Consider the following 16,428-nt stretch of genomic DNA (forward strand, 5'->3'; position numbering starts at 1 on the left):
CTGCGGGCTCCGCGGGCTCCGGCCGGCCGGTGCGCGTCAGGAGCACAGGGCTCGGGAGCTCCCGATCGGAAGGTCCCAGAGGGACTCGCGGGGCAGCCCCGCACGCGCCCAGGCGGCCCGCACCCGGTGCAGGGGCTCCATCACCGGCTCCGCGGACAGGGCGAAGGTCGCCCAGTGCATGGGAGCCATCCGCTTCGCCCCGAGGTCGAGGTGGGCCTGCACCGCCTCCTCCGGATCCGCGTGGACATCGCGCAGCCACCAGCGCGGCGCGTAGGCCCCGATGGGGAGCAGCGCGAGGTCGATCCCCGGGTGACGGCGGCCGATCTCGCCGAACCAGTGCCCGTATCCGGTGTCGCCCGCGAAGTACACCTTCTTCGGCGTCCCGGCCCGCGGCTCGGTGAGGATCCAGCCGCCCCACAGCGTGCGGCACGCGTCGATCAGGGACCGCTTCGACCAGTGGTGCGCCGGGACGAACTCGAAGCGCACGCCGCACAGTTCGGCCGACTCCCACCAGTCGAGCTCGGTGACCCGGGTGAACCCGCGGCGCCGGCACCAGCGGGCGAGCCCGGCCGGGACGAAGAGGGCGGTGTGGCGGTGCAGCCGCTTGAGCGTCGGCGCGTCCAGGTGGTCGTAGTGGTTGTGGCTGATCACCACGGCGTCGACCGGCGGGAGTTCCTCCCACCGCACCCCGACGGGGGTCATCCGCGCCGGGGTTCCGATGATCCGCCGCGACCAGACGGGGTCGGTCAGTACGGTCAGGCCACCGATCCGCAGGATCCAGCTGGCGTGCCCGGCCCAGGTGACGGACACCGTCCCGGCCGCGACGGCGGGCAGCGGGGCCGGCTCGTACGGCAGGTCGGGGATGCCGCGCAGCCCCTCGGGGCCGGGCCGGAAGGCGCCCTCGCGGGCGAGGCGGGCGAACGCGCGGAGCCCTGGCAGCGGTGTGGTCAGCCGGTCCGCGAACGAGCGCGGCCACAGCCGGTGTTCGCCGGGCGGGCGCGCCACCGGTCCGGGTGGCGCCGGCCGTACCGGGGCGCCCGGGACTCCGGCGGCGGGACCGGCCGCGCGGGAACCCGTACGGGCGGCCGCCGCGGGTGCGTCCGTCTGATCCCTCATCGAGAAGTCTCCGTTCACCGGCGGGAGTCGGGTGCGGTGCGGTCGGGTGCGGTCGGGTGCGGTTCGGTCGGGTGCGGTGCGGTGCGGTCGGGTGCGTCAGTCGGACAGCCCGGCCAGGACCGCCCGGAGCCGGTCCAGCGAGCCCCGCACGTGCGGAAGTTCGAGGGGGTCGGCGGCGGTGAGCGCGGCGAGCCGCTCCTCCGGGCCGGCGCCCAGCAGCGGCCCGGTCGACAGCCGGACCCGCAGGGCCACCGGCTCGTCCGCGAACCGCTGCCCGCCGGGCGTGGGCGCGCCGAGCCGGCCGCCCAGCCAGTCCTCCAGTTCCATCGCGTCGCCGACGCCGAGGCGGGCCAGCCCCGCGCGCAGGGGCGTCAGGTCGGCGTACAGGTGCCGGCCGGCCTGCGGGGGCCTGGCCAGCGCGCCGACGTCCAGCAGCTCCCGGTGCGCGGCGGCGGCCACCACACCGTGCAGGCCGGCGGCCGAGGCGGCGCGCCCGGCGACGGCGGCGGGCTCGTCGAGGGCGTGCGCGGCGGCTCCGGCGACGGGGCCCGCGACGAAGCCGCCGGTCGCGGTGAGCACGTCGAGGGTGCGGGCCCGCAGCCAGGTGCCGTGCGGGGTGCCGGGGAAGCGGACGACGGCCGCGGGCCAGCCGGCGGGCAGCAGCGCGCCGGACAGGTCGAGCAGGACCGCGGTCTCGGCGGGAAGCATCTCGGCGGGGCTGAGGACGAGCGTGTCGTGCGGCCGGTGGACGGTGTCGCGCCAGGTCTCGTCGCTGACGACGAACAGCCCGGCCGCCGCGGCGGCCTCACAGGCCTCCCGCACCAGCTCGGGCGGCGGCACGGTGGCCGTCGGGTCGTCGGCCACGGACAGCAGCAGCACCCTCGGGTCGCCGCCCTCCGCGCGCACCCGGCGCACGGTCTCCAGCAGGGCGTACGGGTCGGGTACGCCGCCGCACTCGGCCGGGGTCGGGACGTGATAGGCCCGCCGTCCCAGCAGTCGGACCTGCGGCGTCCACCAGGCGGGACAGGGGCGGGGCAGCATGACGTCGCCGCCGTACGCGCCGAGCAGCGCGAGCAGCAGCGCCGGCGCCCCGGGTCCGGCGGCCACGTGGTCGGGGTCGGTCGGCAGGCCGCGCCGGCCCCAGTGCCGGGCCGCGGCGGCCCGTACGGGGACTCCGCCGCCCGGGGGCTCCGGAGCCGAACGCCAGGCGGCCGCGGCGAGGACGGCCGTGAGCTCGGGCAGGACGGGCAGGCCCGGCTGGGGCGCGGGCGGGCCGTAGCGGACCGGACCCCGGCCCTCGGCCGTCGTGCGCTGGATCCCCGACACCGCGCGCCACCTCTTCCTGCCGTCCCGCGCTCGCCAACCCTGCCTTTATACGGTTATTTGTCCGCAGTCGCCCGTCGTGGCCGAAGGCGGCCGGGGGGCGACCGGCCAGCCGGAGGGGCCAGCCGGAGCGGTCAGCCGTCCCTCCCCAGCAGCGCGAGCAGCCTGGTCTGGGCGTTCGCCCCGGCCGGCACGTCCAGCGGCGGCGCGTACATGCCGCTCGACGCCAGCCCGTCGGCGTAGGGCATGACCTCCTTGATGGAGAACTCGACGAGGCCGTCCGGCAGCCGGTCGTCGGCGCCCAGGCCGCGCGCGAGGTCCCAGGTGTGGACGACGCAGTCGGCGGTCAGCTCCGAGCAGTACGCCGACCCGAGCGCGGGCCCGTACGAGAGCCGGACGGTGCGCTCCAGCGCCCCGGGGATCTCGAAGGCGGCGTGCGCGGCAGCCGAGGCCCGGTCCCAGGCCTCGGCCGGGTCCGTGCCGAGGACGTCACCGGAGTAGGTGCTGCCGATGTCCTCGACGGTGCGGCCGTCGGTGACCAGCGGCGGTATCCAAAGCTGTTCGGCGGTGACGTGGTTGACCAGGTCGCGCACGCTCCATTCACCACAGGGGGTCGGCGCGTCCCACTGGGTCTCCGAGACTGCGTGCACGTACGCGCCGAAGAGCCTGAGCGCTTCGGCGTGCGTGTCGAGCAGCGGGTCCGGCATCGATCTCACCGTCCTTCGCCGGGGTGGTCCACTCCCCCGGGCTTCACTCTCCTCGCACCTGCCGTTCCCTGCCACCGACCTTCCCCATCGCCTTGTCCCGCAAGGACGGTGTCCACATGTCAAAACGCGTATCTCAGATGGCGAACTGATCACTTACGGTGGCACCAACGGATTCGACAGCACTTCGACGACGAAGGAGCCACGGCCCATGAACGCCACGGATGCCACTGATGCCACGGCCGCCGCGCACGAGACCGCGGTCTACACCCACGGACACCACGAGTCGGTGCTGCGCTCGCACCGCTGGCGCACCGCGCGGAACTCCGCCGCGTACCTGATCGGCGAGCTGCGCCCGGGCATGGCCGTCCTGGACGTGGGCTGCGGTCCGGGCACGATCACGGCCGACCTGGCGGAGCTGGTGGGCCCGGGGGGCCGGGTCACGGCGGTGGACGCGGCGCCGGACGTGGTGGAGCAGGCCGCCGCGTACGCGAAGGAACGGGGCCTGGCCACCATCGGGTTCGCCACGGCCGACGTCCACGCGCTGGACTTCCCGGACCACTCCTTCGACGTGGTCCACGCCCACCAGGTGCTGCAGCACGTCGGCGACCCCGTCCAGGCGCTGCGCGAGATGCGCCGCGTGTGCCGGCCGGGCGGGATCGTGGCCGTGCGGGACGCGGACTACGCGGCGATGACCTGGTACCCGCGGACCCCGGGGCTGGAGGAGTGGCTGAGCCTGTACCGGCAGGTCGCCCGCGCCAACGGCGGCGAGCCCGACGCCGGACGCCGCCTGCGCGCGTGGGCGCGGGCGGCGGGCTTCACGGACGTGACCTGCACGGCGACCTCGTGGTGCTACGCGACCGAGGAGGAGGCCGCGTGGTGGTCCTCGCTGTGGGCGGACCGCACGACGGCTTCGGCGTACGCCGGGATCGCGACGGGCGGCGGCCACGCGACGGAGGCGGAGCTGACGGCCGTCGCGGAGGCCTGGCACACGTGGGGCGCGTCCCCCGACGCCTGGTTCTCGGTCCTGAACGGCGAGGTCATCGCCCGCGCCTGACGCACCATCACCCCTGTCAGGGGCTCACGCGGCTGCCGCGGACGGGAAGCAGGTCGGGACGCTTCGCCGTGCGCCCGTCGCCGGAGGAGCGCCCGCGCAGCCGGCGGCCGATCCAGGGCCCGGCGAACCCGACGGCCCACCGCAGCCCCCCGGCGATGCCCCGCAGGCCCGCCGGGGCGGCCGGCGGCGGACCGGGCAGCGGGCGGGTCCAGGAGTCGTCGCTGCCGGGCAGCCCCAGGGCGTGCGCGACACCGCCGGCGATCATCGCGTGGCCGAGCGGCGAGGCGTGCAGCCGGTCCTGGCTCCACATCCGGGGGTCGGTGGACGCCTCGTGCCGGGCGAAGTCGGCGACGGCCACCCCGTGGCGGCCCGCCGCCTGCCGTATCCGCTCGTTGAGGGCGTCGACGCGCGGGGCCGCGCCCTTGGCGATCGGCACGAGCTTGGCGATGTCGGGGAAGGTGACGGTGGCGACGCGGGCGCCCTGCGCGGTGAGCGCGGCGAACATCGCCTCCAGGTGCCCGGCGGTCTCGTCGGCGTCGAACCGGGGCCGCAGCACGTCGTTGATCCCGGCGACCACGGTCGCCAGGTCGGGGCGCAGCGCGAGGGCGGGCCCGAGCTGGCCCTCGCGCACCCCCGCCGCGAGCCGGCCCCGTACGGCCAGGTTGGCGTAGTGGGCACCGGGTTCGTACGCCGCGATCAGCTCGGCGAGCCGGTCGGCGCAGCCGCGCAGGCCGGTGCGGTCGTCGCCGTCGCCGACGCCCTCGGTCTGACTGTCGCCGAGAGCCACGTAGCGCGTCCCGCGGCGGCCGTCCCCGCTCGGGTCCGGCCGGTCCGTCTGGTTCCGCTGGTTGCACTCATCGACCGGCACGGTCGCTCCGCCTCTCGTTCAGGATGGTCGTGGTGCGCTCGTACCAGGCCCGGTTGGCCCGCTCGAACTCCAGGCCGCGCAGGCAGGTGAGGTACGGGCCGATGCGCTCGCCGTGGCGCAGGAACTCCTCCTCGGACCGCTCTGCGCGCATCGTGCGCAGCAGGGCGCCGAACAGCTCGATCTTGGAGTCGGCGAAGGCGGTCCGCTCCGCGAGCTGGTCGATCAACGACTGCGTGTCGACGTGGTCGGCGGCCTGGACCTTCACGAGCAGGTCGTCGCGGATGAAGGAGGGCTTGGTGGAGGTGGCGGTGAACCGCTCCAACTCGGCCAGCCCGGTGGCGGTGACCTGGAACAGGCGCTTGTTGGGCCGGGTGTCCTGGACCACCTCGCGGCCGGCGATGAACCCGTCCTGCTCCAGCTTGGCCAGCTCGGCGTAGACCTGCTGGGGCAGGGCGTGCCAGAAGTTGGCCACGCCCGTGCCGAACGCCTTGGCCAGCTGGTAGCCGCTCAGCTCCTCGTCGAGCAGGGCCGCCAGTACGGCGTGACGCAAAGCCATCGGTCCGCCTCCTCGGGTCGGGGTCTGTGCACGGCGGCGTCTTCTCAGGACGCCCCGGCCATGATAGTCAAGAATCTGACTAATCACATCGGTGACTATCGAGGAGTCCTCATGAGTACCGACACGAGCGCGGACACGAGCGCGGACCCGGGCACAGACACGGGCACGAGCGCCGCCGACCGGTTCCGCTCCGCCGTCCACAGCCAGGACCTCGCCGCCCTGGACCTGCTGTTCACCGATGACGTCCGGCTCAACAGCCCGGTGAAGTCGAAGCCGTTCGAGGGCAAGCCGGCGGTGCTGGCCCTCTTCCGCGTCCTGCTGCGCACCTTCGAGGACTTCCACTACGTCGGCCGCTTCGAGGGCAGCGCCGAGACCGGCCCGGACGGGGCCGAGGGCCCCGCGACCGTGCTGCCCTTCCGTACCGTCGTGACCGGCAGGCAGGTGCACGGCATCGACATGCTGCACCTCGCGCCCGGGGGCCTGATCAGCGAGATCACCGTGATGATCCGCCCCCAGACGGCGGTGATCGCCGTTGGCGAGGCGGTCCTCGCGGGCCTGATCGCCGACGGCGATCACCGCCGCCTGGGGGCGGATCATCACCTGTCTCTTCTACCACTCTCCGAGCCCGCGGCACCGCGCCCCTGCCCTTTGGGGCAAGGCCCCGTCCGCCCGGCCCCGCACACGCCGACGGCCCGGACCCCCTGAGGGGTCCGGGCCGCCGGGCAGGGCGGACGCCGGGTCAGAGCACGTCGGCCGCGATGTTCTCCGCCACCCGCTCCAGCAGCGGCCCCGCGTTCGGGATGCTCACCGCCGGGTCCGGCTCGAGGTCCGTGAGCGGGTAGGCCCGCTGGATGCCGGCGGCCTCGAGGGCCTCCTGTGTGAGCAGCAGGCGGCCGCAGACCGCGACGACCGGCTTGCCCGCCGCGCGGGCCGCCGCCGCGACACCGGCCGGAGCCTTGCCGTGCAGGGTCTGCTCGTCCAGGGAGCCCTCGCCGGTGATGACCAGCGTCGCCCGCTCCAGGGCCGGCGCGAAGCCGAGCACCTCGAGCATCAGCTCGATGCCGGGACGGAACGAGGCGCCGAGGAGCAGCGCCCCGTAGCCGATGCCGCCCGCGCCGCCCGCGCCGGGCGAGACCGCCGCCTCGGCGGCCAGGGAGCCGATCGACTTCTCCAGGACCACCGCGAAGTGCGCCAGCGCCGCGTCGAGCGTCGCCACGTCCTCGGGCGACGCCCCCTTCTGCGGGCCGTAGATCGCCGGAGCGCCCTTCGGTCCCGTCAGAGGGTTGTCCACGTCGCTCGCGAGGACGAAGTCGACCTGCTTGATGCGCGGGTCGATGCCCGACAGGTCGGCCGAGGCCAGGGCCGCCAGCGCGCCGCCGCCCGGACCGACCGGTTCACCGTTCGCATCCAGGAACACCGCGCCCAGCGCGGCCAGCATGCCGGCGCCGCCGTCGGTGGTGGCGCTGCCGCCCACCCCGAAGACGATCGAGCGCGCTCCCGCGTCGAGCGCGGCCTTCAGCAGTTCGCCGGAGCCGTAGGTGGTCGCCGTCAGCGGGGCGAAGACACCCGCCGGCAGCAGCTGGAGGCCGGAGGCCTCCGCCATCTCGACCACCGCGGTGCCCTCGCGCAGTGCGAAAGCGGCCGTGACCTGGTCACCGAGCGGTCCGGTGACCCGTACCTCCCGGCGTTCGAAACCGGCGGCCACGGCGGCCGCGACCGTACCGTCGCCGCCGTCCGCGACGGGGAGGGTCTCGATCTCCACGCCCGGTACGGCCTTGCGAAGGCCGGCCGTCACCCGCTCCGCGACCTGAACGGCCGTGAGCGAGCCCTTGAATTTGTCCGCGGCGATGAGCACGCGCGCGGTCTCAGTTACTGCTCCGTTCGTCACCTTGCTAATCCCTTGCTATCGAACAGTGCAGTCGCGCCACCCCTGAGCCTATCCGGAGGATCCTCCTATGCCCATGCGTGGCCTGGGCCACACCCGGCGCGCCATGCCCCTAAATAGGGATATACGCCTGCATAGTGTGGCCGCATGAGCACGGATTCACTGGAACAGCCACGTCCGGATTCCCCAGGTGGCGGGTCCGCGGGACCGGGCGAGGGCACTGACGGCACTCCCGACCGCGCCGTCGTCACCATCGGAGTGATCTCCGTCCTGGCCGTCGTCGGCTGGGCCGCGCTCGGCAAGAACTCCTTCGACTCGGTGTCGGGCACCGCGCTGGCCTGGGTGCTGAACAACTTCGCGTGGCTGTTCGTGATCGCCGCCGATGTGTTCCTCGTCATGTGCGTCGTGCTCGCGATCAGCCGGTTCGGCCGGATCCGGCTCGGCCGGGACGACTCGGAACCCGAGTTCACGAACCTCTCGTGGATCGCGATGATGTTCAGCGCGGGCATGGGCATCGGTCTGATGTTCTACGGGGTGGGGGAGCCGCTCACCCACTACCTGAACCCGCCGCCCGCCAGCGGAGCCGCCCCCGGCAGCGGGGACGCGGCCCGCGCCGCGCTCGACTACTCCTTCTTCCACTGGACCCTCACGCCCTGGGCGATCTACGGGATCGCCGGCCTCGCGCTGGCCTACGCGACCTTCCGCAAGGGCCGCGGCAACCGCCTCAGCTCCGCCTTCGTGCCGCTCCTGGGCGAGGAGCGGGCCAACGGATGGCAGGGCAAGGCCATCGACCTGCTCGCCGTCTTCGCGACCGTCTTCGGCACCGCCACCAGCCTCGGCCTCGGCGCGCTCCAGGTCTCCAAGGGGCTGAACATCACCACGGGGATCGAGGACTCGACCACCGTCGAGCTGATCATCATCGTCTCCCTCTCCGCCGCCTTCGTGCTCTCCGCCTTCTCCGGCCTGCACAAGGGCGTCAAATGGCTCAGCACGATCAACATCGTGCTCGCCGGGGCCCTGATGCTCTTCGTCTTCGTCCTGGGCCCGACCGTCTACATCCTCGACGTGATCCCGGCGAGCGTCGGCAGCTACCTGCACGACCTGCTCCCGATGGCCACCCGGACCGGCGCCTTCACCGACAGCACGTGGCTCGGCGCGTGGACGATCTTCTACTGGGCGTGGTGGCTCTCCTGGGCGCCGTTCGTCGGCACCTTCATCGCCCGGATCTCGCGCGGCCGCACCATCCGCGAGTTCCTCGTCGGCGTGCTCCTGGTCCCCAGCGGCGCCACCGTCGTGTGGTTCTGCGTCATGGGCGGCACGGCGATCCGCCTGGACTCCACCGGCGTCGCCGACATGGCCGCCAAGGCCAAGGAGGGCACGGAGGCCTCGCTCTTCGCGATGCTCGACGCGCTCCCGCTCGGCTCGCTCACCTCGTGGATCGCGATGGCCCTGGTGATGACGTACTTCGTCACCAGCGCCGACTCCGCCTCCCTCGTGATGGGCTCGCTCACCAGCCGGGGCTCCCTGCACCCGCCGACCTGGCTCGTGGTCACCTGGGGCGTGCTGATGGCCGCGGTGGCCGCCGTACTCCTCGTCGCGGGCGGTCTGAAGTCCCTCCAGACGGCCACCATCCTGGTCGCGCTGCCGTTCGTGATCGTGATGCTGGTGCTCTGCTGGGCCCTGGTGAAGGAACTGCGGGAGGACCCGGGCGCGGGGCCCGTCCGCCACCACCCCTTGCACGGGATGCGCGACGCGGTGAAGGCCATGGTCGGCGACGCCATCACCGAGCAGGGGCCGGCCCGCCACCCGAGGCTGCGGCGGGTCGCGGAGTCGAAGAACCGCGACCGCGACGACTCCCCGGGCGACCAGGGCGACCAGGGCCCCGGGCAGGGCTGACCACCGTACGGAGCTGACCACAGCCGGAACTGACCACAGCCGGAGCTGACCACCGTACGGCGCCGCGACGGCGAAGGGCCCCGGCTGTCTGCCGGGGCCCTTCGCCCATGCCGTACGTGCTGTCAGCCGGTCACTTGATCCGGTAGACGCCGACCTGCTTGTTGTCGAACACCTTCTCGGCGAGCTCTCCCAGCCGCGGGGACTCGGCGCCCGCCGGCCGGAGCACCACGACGTAGCGCACGCGGTACTCGTCGTGCAGCCGGTGCAGGACCGCCTCCGTCGGGCGGTACACGGCGTCCTCGTTGAGCTTGAAGAGGTCCTGGTCCCAGAACGGGCCGCCGTACGCGGTGCCGCCGCGGGTCAGCGCCACCATCCGGGGCGCGTAGGCCCAGCCCTCGATCAGCACGGAGCGCTCGGAGTAGCCGCTGAGCCACTGGGAGCGGGTGTTCTCGCAGGGCCGGCCGTAGGCGTAGTTGTCGAACTCCCAGCAGTGGCTGTTGGTGGCCAGCACGTCCGCCGGGTCGCTGTGTGCCCGCACCCAGCGCGCGGCGTCGACCTGCGAGACGGGCATCGACCAGGTGCCCGCCCACACGTCCTCCCGGGCCTGGACGGCGTCGTGGAAGACGCCAGGCGCGCCCATGGCGAGGACCGCGGTCATCAGCACCACGGCGCCCCGGCCGCGCAGCGCGGGCCAGACCCGGCCGCCGGCCCACCACAGGAAGGCGCAGACGGCCGCGATCGCGGCCAGGGCCGCGCCCGCGAGCACGAGCGGCAGCAGGAGGAAGTACGACTTGTGCGCGTCCCCGCCCGCGACCTCGCGCAGGACGTAGGCCTGCCACTCGGCCGAGTAGTGGTAGATCGCGTAGGTGAGCAGGGCGACGAAGGCCACCGTGCCCACCGCGAGCGCCGCCTTGGCCCGGCGGGGCAGCGCGGCGCGTTCGAACGCCTCGCAGTAGCCCCAGGCCGACAGGACCGCCCCGAAGGGCAGGGCGGCCAGCGTGAAGTAGCTGGAGTTGTAGCCGTTGACCACCAGGTAGGCGCAGGGCCCGGCGACCGCCGCGCCCAGCAGGAACCACTGGAGCGGGTCCAGCTTGAACCGCCGCCGCCAGATCAGCGGGATCATGCCGACCAGCTTGAGGTGGTGGTGCAGCACGAAGGCGGACAGCGCGGACACGATCAGCAGGGCCTGGAACAGCGCGGAGCGCTTGTGGTCCGGATCGCCCCAGAAGGGCTGGAGGTTGCCCAGCGGGATGATCTCCAGGCCGTAGCTCTCGAAGTTGAAGATCACCGCCGTCGCGAAGAGCTGGGCGGAAGCGAGGATCGCGCCGAGCCCGACCACGGTCCACGGGACGCGGCGGGTCGCGATCAGCACGACGAGTCCGGCGACCACCAGTCCGGCGAGCGTGACCGGCAGCGTACTGGCCTTGGCCGCGCTGGAGCCCACCGCGAAGAGGGCGACAAGGACGAAGACCCCGCGGCCGAACAGGGGGGCCGGGTTGTTCTCGCCCGCACCCGTCATGCGGAGCCGGCGCAGTGCCTCGCCGACGACGCCCAGCAGCGCGATCAGCAGCGGCTGGCTGTACGTGTAGGACAGGCTCGACCAGTACATCAGCCGGATCGACGGGGCGCCGAGGATCCAGGTGTTGACGTTGTTCGGGTAGATCGCCGTGAACTCGGTGACGACGAAGAGCAGGACGACGGCCAGCGGGCCGGCCCAGGCGCGGCCGGTGAGCCGCCGGGCCACCACCGCGGTGAGCACCACGGCGAGCGCGGCGAGCGCCGGCACCATGAGCCGCGTCTCGACCATCGGCAGGTCGATGTGCCCGACCATGGAGGTCATCGCCATGTGGGCGAAGGAGAACCAGTGGTAGTACAGCGGTTCGCCGGAGGCCTGGGGGAGGGTCAGCGGGACGTTCTGCTTCGCGTTCGCGGCGAGCGACAGCATGTACGGCATGTCGCCGAAGATCCGCGAGGTCTCGCTGTCCGACAGCGCCGGGTACTTCGACAGGAAGTCCTGGTAGAAGTAGGCGCCCGTGAGCATGACCAGCCCGGAGACCGACCAGGACCAGCCGAGCGGGGTGCGGGCGGTGTAGCCGCTCGGACGCCAGTGCCGCCGCAGGGCCGGTACCGCGAGGAAGGGGATCACCACGGCGAGGGGCCAGACGGTGGCGACGGACTGGGCCCCGAGGGAGACCAGCACGAACCAGGCGACCAGCTCCAGCGCGAGGCCGGTGACGGCCCCGTACGCGAGGTCCTCGACCAGGGTGTGCGGTCGGCGCCGCAGCGCCCGGAACACCAAGGTGCCCGGGAGCATGACGCCCCAGAGCGCGTAGCCGGTGTACCGGGCGATGGCGCTGACCGGGGTGTCGGCGAGCAGCAGCAGCGCGACGAGCGCGAGGTAGGCGGCTACGCCCGGCAGGAACCGCCAGAACCAGTGCGCCGGGGGACGTTCGTCCCCGCCCGCCGGGGCGGCGGCGGGCCGATCCCCCGAGGGGGCCGACCGCTCGGAGACGGCGTTTCCAGTTGTGCTCATGGAGTTGGTTCTTCCTGCCTGCTGTGCGTCGGCCGGCTGCGCGATCAGGCCGCGTACTCGGAGGTCTTGGCGCCGCGCGCCGCGTCGTCCTGCTCGGCGGAGTCGTAGCCGACGAAGTAGGCCGGCCGGGCCTGGACGGCCGAGTAGATCCGCCCGATGTACTCACCGAGCAGGCCCACGCAGACGAGCTGCACACCGCCGATGAAGAGCATGCCGATGAACAGCGAGGACCAGCCCGGCACGGTCGAGCCGAAGGCGTACTGCAGGGTCGTGTAGACCGCGAGGCAGAAGCAGACCAGGAAGCTCAGCAGGCCCAGCCAGGTGGCGAGGCGCAGCGGGGCCGCGGAGAAGTTCGTGATGCTGTCGAGGGCGAGGCGGACCATCTTGGACAGCGGGTAGTGGGTGCTGCCGGCGACCCGCTCCTCGCGGACGTAGACGACCTCGCCGCTGCTGAAGCCGAGCCACGGCACGAGCAGCCGGTAGACCGGCTGGTGCTCGGGCAGGGACTTCAGCGCGTCGACGGCGGCCCGGCTCAGGAGGCGGAAGTCGCCCGCCTGGTTGGGCATGTTCTTGCCGACGAGCTTGCGCATCAGCCAGTAGTAGGCGCCGGCCGTGCGCCGCTTGAAGAAGGTGTCGGTGCCGCGGTCGCCGCGCACGCCGTAGACGATGTCCAGGTCCTTCTCGCGGGCGAGCGCGAACATCTCCGCGATCTTCTCCGGCGGGTCCTGGAGGTCGGCGTCGATGCTGACGACGTACTCGCCGTAGGCCCGGTGGATGCCCGCGGTGAGCGCGGCCTGGTGTCCGGAGTTGCGGGCGAAGCGGACGATGCGCAGCTCGGGCCAGTCCTGGCGGATCTTCTGCATGATGACCGGGGTGGCATCGGTGCTGCCGTCGTCTATGCCGACGACCTCGTAGTCCACACCGAGCCCGTCCAGGATCGGACGCAGACGGGCCACCGTCAGCGGCAGCGCCTCCTGCTCGTTGTAAATCGGGATGACGACCGACAACACGGGAACGGGATGGTTGGCCTCGTTGTGCGTCGAGGCTGCTGCGTTGTGCATGGCTGGTCGCCTGTCCCCAATACCTGAGAGCGTAAAAGACCCCGGGCGAACGAGCCGAAGGTCTGACCGGGTGTGATCGCGGCCAAATCGGAAACGGTGCGGCCGGGCCGGACGGTCGGCCAGAATATCATCTTGACTGACCTGTTATTCGACCGTCTGTGCGTGTGTGCGGGGCCGCGGGGGACCGCCGCCGAAGGGATCCGGCGCAGCCGGCGGCCGCCTGCGCGGAGCCTGCACCGGGGTCCGCGCGGGGTCGGCGCGGGGTCCGCGCGAAGCCTTTCCCCGGCCTCTCCGGACCGCCTGGGTAGGGTTGCCGGGTGACCACCACGGATGACTACGCCACCTACATCGCGAGCCTGCCCCGGGTGCTGGCCGGCGCGGCCGCCCTCTACCGGGACGCGGAGGGCCGGGTGCTCCTCGTCGAGCCCAACTACCGCGAGGGCTGGGCCCTGCCGGGCGGCACCATCGAGTCGGACGGGGGCGAGTCCCCGCGCACGGCCGCCCGCCGCGAGAGCGCCGAGGAGATCGGCATCGACGTACCGCTCGGCCGGCTGCTCGCCGTCGACTGGACGCTCGGCCCGGACCGGCCCCCGCTCGTCGCGTACCTCTACGACGGCGGCGTCCTCGACGCCGGACAGCTCGCCTCCGTCAAGCTCCAGGAGGAGGAGCTGATCTCGTGGCGGCTGGTGGAGCCGGCCGAGCTGACGGACTATCTGCTGGGATCGCTCGGCCTGCGCACCGCGGAGGCGTACCGGGTCCTGCGGTCCGGAGAAGGCACCGCCGAGCTGGAGAACGGGCGCCCCCCGCACCTCTCGTAGCCCGCCCCGCTCGTTATTTCGCGCCTACACCGGGCAGGACAGAATTCAGCAGATGATCACGATGTACGCCTGGCCCAGCACCGCCGACGGGCCCGACGCCCTGCCCATGGTCCACTTCACCACCGACCAGCAGGCCGGCGGCGAGGTCACCCCCGACGGGGTGCCGGTCTGGATGTTCGACACCGCGATCCGCGACGGCGGCTGGGCCCTGTTCACCGACTTCGACGCCTGGTCCGTGCCGGCCGCCGGCTGGCAGGCCTTCTACCGCCGCGAGGACGACGTCCTCGCCGTGACCGGCCCCGGCGCCTGCGCGGGCTGGTACGAGGGCGGCCTCGGTGCCGACGCCGAGTGGGTGGGGGCGGCCGCGGCCCGGCAGAGCGTGGTCCTGCTGGCGGCCCCCGTCCAGCACCCCTCCCTGTACGCCTACGCGGTCGAGGCGGGCGCCGCCTTCGCCCTCCTCGTCCCGCTCGTCGTGATCTAGAGCGCGTCCGCCCCGGACTCGAAGGCGAGCAGGCGCACCTTGCGGTCGATGCCGCCGCCGTAGCCGGTCATGGAGCCGGACGCCCCGATCACGCGGTGGCACGGCACGATGATGCCCACCGGGTTCTTGCCGTTGGCCAGGCCCACCGCGCGCGAGGCGTTCGGCTTGCCGAGCCTGGCCGCCAGCTCCCCGTACGACCAGGTCTTCCCGTAGGGGATCCGGACGAGCTGCTCCCACACGCTGCGCTGGAAGTCGGTGCCCTCCAGCCGGACCGGCAGGTCGAAGGAGGTCCGCTCCCCGGCGAAGTACGCGGTCAGCTGCCGCGCCACCTCGGGGAAGGGCTCCTCGCCGGCCGCGACGCGCTCGCCGAAGGACTCCTCGGCGGGCCGGTGACGCTGCCCGGTCATGTAGAGCCCGCTCAGGACGCCGCCGGTGGCGACGAGGGTGAGCGGCCCGTAGGGGCTGTCGATGACGGTGTGCTGCTTGCCGCTGCTCATGGTGCTCGTACTCCTCGGAGGTCAGGCGGGCAGGAAGTTGACTGCGTGGTCCTCGGTGGCCCACAGGTACTGCACGGCGTAGGCGCGCCACGGCCGCCAGTGCGCCGCGCGGGCCGTCAGGGCGGCGGGCGTCGACGGCAGCCCCAGCCCCTTCGCGGCCCGCCGGATCCCGAGGTCGGAGGGGATGAAGGCGTCCGGGTCGCCCAGCGCCCGCATCGCGATGATCTCGGTGGTCCACGGCCCGAAACCGGGCAGCGCGGCCAGCCGCGCACGGGCGCTGTCCCAGTCGCTGTCGGTGCCGAGCGGCAGCGAGCCGTCGGCGAGCGCCGAGACGAGCGTGGTCAGGGTGGTGCGCCGGCTGAGCGGCAGGGCCAGCGACTGCGGATCGAGCCCGGCCAGCGCCTGCGAGGACGGGAACAGGTGCGTCAGCCCGCCCTCGGGATCGGGGTCCGCCACCGGCTCGCCCAGCGCGCGCACCAGCCGGGCCGCGTGCGTACGGGCCGCCGCGGTGGACACCTGCTGGCCGAGGACCGCCCGTACGGCGAACTCCTGCGCGTCGACCGTACGGGGCACCCGGCGCCCGGGGGCCTTGGCCACCAGCGGCGCCAGCAGCGGGTCCGCGCTCAGCTGCTCGTCGACGGCCTCGGGGTCGGCGTCGAGGTCCAGGAGCCGCCGGCAGCGGCTGATGGCGATGGTGAGGTCGCGCAGGTCGGTGAGGGCGAGCCGGCAGTCGATGTGGTCGGGCTGCGGGCTCAGGGCGACGACGCCGGTGCCGTACGGGAGCCGCAGCGTGCGGCGGTACGCGCCCGCCCGCCACTCCTCGACCCCGGGGACGGCGGTGGCGGCGAGGTGGCCGAAGAGGTTGTCGGGGTTGAGCGGGGCCCGGAAGGGGAGCCGCAGACTGATGGTGCCGGGCACCTGGGCCTGCTTTGGCCCCTTCTCGGCCCGGGCCCGCAGCTCGCTGGGCGCCAGCGCGAAGACCTCGCGGACGGTGTCGTTGAAGGTCCGGATCGAGGAGAAGCCGGCGGCGAAGGCGACGTCGCCCATCGGGAGCCCGGAGGTCTCGATGAGCAGCCGGGCGGTCTGCGCGCGCTGCGCCCGGGCGAGGGCGAGCGGCCCGGCGCCGAGCTCCGCGTTGAGCTGGCGCTCCACCTGACGGGAGGAGTAGCCGAGCCTGGAGGCCAGCCCCGGGACGCCCTCGCGGTCGACCACGCCGTCCTGGATGAGGCGCATGGCGCGGGCGACGGTGTCGGCGCGGGCGTTCCACTCGGGGGAGCCGGGGGAGGTGTCGGGCCGGCACCGCTTGCAGGCCCGGTACCCGCTCTGCTGGCAGGCGGCGGCGCTGGGCAGGAAGGTCATGTTCTCGACCTTGGGCGGTACGGCGGGGCAGCTCGGCCGGCAGTAGATGCCGGTGGTCCTGACGGCGGTGAAGAACCAGCCGTCGAAGCGAGCGTCCTTGGACTGGACGGCCCTCACGCAGCGCTCGGTGTCGGTGTGCATGGCTCCATCCTCCCGGGCCGGTCCGGTCCGGGCTGGCGGTTTTCCGACACCAAGGCTACCGGGGCCCGGGCGGACCGGCCCGGGCTCCGCGGCCGCGGACGGGCCCCCGGCAGGCCCGCGGACGCGACAGGGC

Annotated in this window: 14 protein-coding genes and 1 pseudogene; 5 read left to right on the forward strand and 10 right to left on the reverse strand. The window is 73.4% G+C overall.

What is annotated here, in order from left to right; genetic code table 11:
• Positions 1–36: 36 nt before the first annotated feature.
• From DRB89_RS24570 to DRB89_RS24580, 3 genes are all read right to left on the reverse strand, one after another.
• Complete coding sequence (locus tag DRB89_RS24570) at positions 37–1,116, reverse strand: MBL fold metallo-hydrolase (protein ID WP_112448961.1); 1,080 nt, start codon at positions 1,114–1,116, stop codon at positions 37–39.
• 96 nt (positions 1,117–1,212) lie between these two features.
• Positions 1,213–2,433, reverse strand: coding sequence for an aminotransferase class I/II-fold pyridoxal phosphate-dependent enzyme (locus tag DRB89_RS24575; protein ID WP_112453434.1), 1,221 nt, complete (start codon positions 2,431–2,433; stop codon positions 1,213–1,215).
• A 140-nt stretch (positions 2,434–2,573) separates the two neighbouring features.
• On the reverse strand, positions 2,574–3,146 hold the full coding sequence (locus tag DRB89_RS24580; protein WP_112448962.1) for a TIGR03086 family metal-binding protein: 573 nt from the start codon (positions 3,144–3,146) through the stop codon (positions 2,574–2,576).
• Between the two features lie 208 nt (positions 3,147–3,354).
• On the opposite strand from DRB89_RS24580, the gene DRB89_RS24585 reads away from it, so the two are divergent.
• Complete coding sequence (locus tag DRB89_RS24585; protein ID WP_112448963.1) at positions 3,355–4,200, forward strand: methyltransferase domain-containing protein; 846 nt, start codon at positions 3,355–3,357, stop codon at positions 4,198–4,200.
• 16 nt (positions 4,201–4,216) lie between these two features.
• Here DRB89_RS24585 and DRB89_RS24590 read toward each other — a convergent pair whose 3' ends face one another.
• Both DRB89_RS24590 and DRB89_RS24595 read right to left on the reverse strand, forming a co-directional pair.
• Positions 4,217–4,987, reverse strand: a complete 771-nt coding sequence (locus DRB89_RS24590) for an SGNH/GDSL hydrolase family protein (protein ID WP_239516849.1) — start codon at positions 4,985–4,987, stop codon at positions 4,217–4,219.
• A gap of 67 nt (positions 4,988–5,054) precedes the next feature.
• Positions 5,055–5,624 carry a PadR family transcriptional regulator gene (locus DRB89_RS24595; protein WP_112448965.1) on the reverse strand — a complete coding sequence of 190 codons (570 nt, stop codon included), beginning with the start codon at positions 5,622–5,624 and terminating at the stop codon, positions 5,055–5,057.
• 111 nt (positions 5,625–5,735) lie between these two features.
• On the opposite strand from DRB89_RS24595, the pseudogene DRB89_RS24600 reads away from it, so the two are divergent.
• Positions 5,736–6,194: pseudogene (locus DRB89_RS24600) on the forward strand (nuclear transport factor 2 family protein); the annotation flags it as partial.
• Positions 6,195–6,363: 169 nt separating this feature from the next.
• Here DRB89_RS24600 and DRB89_RS24605 read toward each other — a convergent pair.
• Positions 6,364–7,512, reverse strand: a complete 1,149-nt coding sequence (locus tag DRB89_RS24605) for a glycerate kinase (RefSeq protein WP_112450481.1) — start codon at positions 7,510–7,512, stop codon at positions 6,364–6,366.
• 144 nt (positions 7,513–7,656) lie between these two features.
• Here DRB89_RS24605 and DRB89_RS24610 point away from each other — a divergent pair, with 144 nt between their 5' ends.
• A complete protein-coding gene (locus DRB89_RS24610; RefSeq protein WP_112450482.1) occupies positions 7,657–9,405 on the forward strand; it encodes a BCCT family transporter in 1,749 nt (582 codons plus the stop codon).
• A 130-nt stretch (positions 9,406–9,535) separates the two neighbouring features.
• On the opposite strand, the gene DRB89_RS24615 is transcribed toward DRB89_RS24610, so the two are convergent.
• Positions 9,536–11,938 carry a hypothetical protein gene (locus DRB89_RS24615; RefSeq protein WP_112450483.1) on the reverse strand — a complete coding sequence of 801 codons (2,403 nt, stop codon included), beginning with the start codon at positions 11,936–11,938 and terminating at the stop codon, positions 9,536–9,538.
• Between the two features lie 44 nt (positions 11,939–11,982).
• Positions 11,983–12,999, reverse strand: a complete 1,017-nt coding sequence (locus DRB89_RS24620) for a glycosyltransferase family 2 protein (RefSeq protein WP_112450484.1) — start codon at positions 12,997–12,999, stop codon at positions 11,983–11,985.
• Positions 13,000–13,316: 317 nt separating this feature from the next.
• On the opposite strand from DRB89_RS24620, the gene DRB89_RS24625 reads away from it, so the two are divergent.
• Together DRB89_RS24625 and DRB89_RS24630 are read left to right on the forward strand one after the other, a co-directional pair.
• Positions 13,317–13,817, forward strand: coding sequence for an NUDIX hydrolase (locus tag DRB89_RS24625; RefSeq protein WP_112450485.1), 501 nt, complete (start codon positions 13,317–13,319; stop codon positions 13,815–13,817).
• A gap of 52 nt (positions 13,818–13,869) precedes the next feature.
• On the forward strand, positions 13,870–14,298 hold the full coding sequence (locus tag DRB89_RS24630) for a hypothetical protein (protein WP_112450486.1): 429 nt from the start codon (positions 13,870–13,872) through the stop codon (positions 14,296–14,298).
• On the opposite strand, the gene DRB89_RS24635 is transcribed toward DRB89_RS24630, so the two are convergent.
• Together DRB89_RS24635 and DRB89_RS24640 are read right to left on the reverse strand one after the other, a co-directional pair.
• Positions 14,295–14,795 (reverse strand): methylated-DNA--[protein]-cysteine S-methyltransferase, encoded by a 501-nt coding sequence (locus tag DRB89_RS24635; protein WP_112450487.1) that lies wholly within the window; start codon positions 14,793–14,795, stop codon positions 14,295–14,297. The genes DRB89_RS24630 and DRB89_RS24635 overlap by 4 nt on opposite strands.
• A gap of 21 nt (positions 14,796–14,816) precedes the next feature.
• On the reverse strand, positions 14,817–16,295 hold the full coding sequence (locus DRB89_RS24640; protein ID WP_112450488.1) for an AlkA N-terminal domain-containing protein: 1,479 nt from the start codon (positions 16,293–16,295) through the stop codon (positions 14,817–14,819).
• Positions 16,296–16,428: the final 133 nt, after the last annotated feature.

The sequence above is a fragment of the Streptomyces sp. ICC4 genome (assembly GCF_003287915.1).
Lineage (GTDB): Bacteria > Actinomycetota > Actinomycetes > Streptomycetales > Streptomycetaceae > Streptomyces > Streptomyces tritrimontium.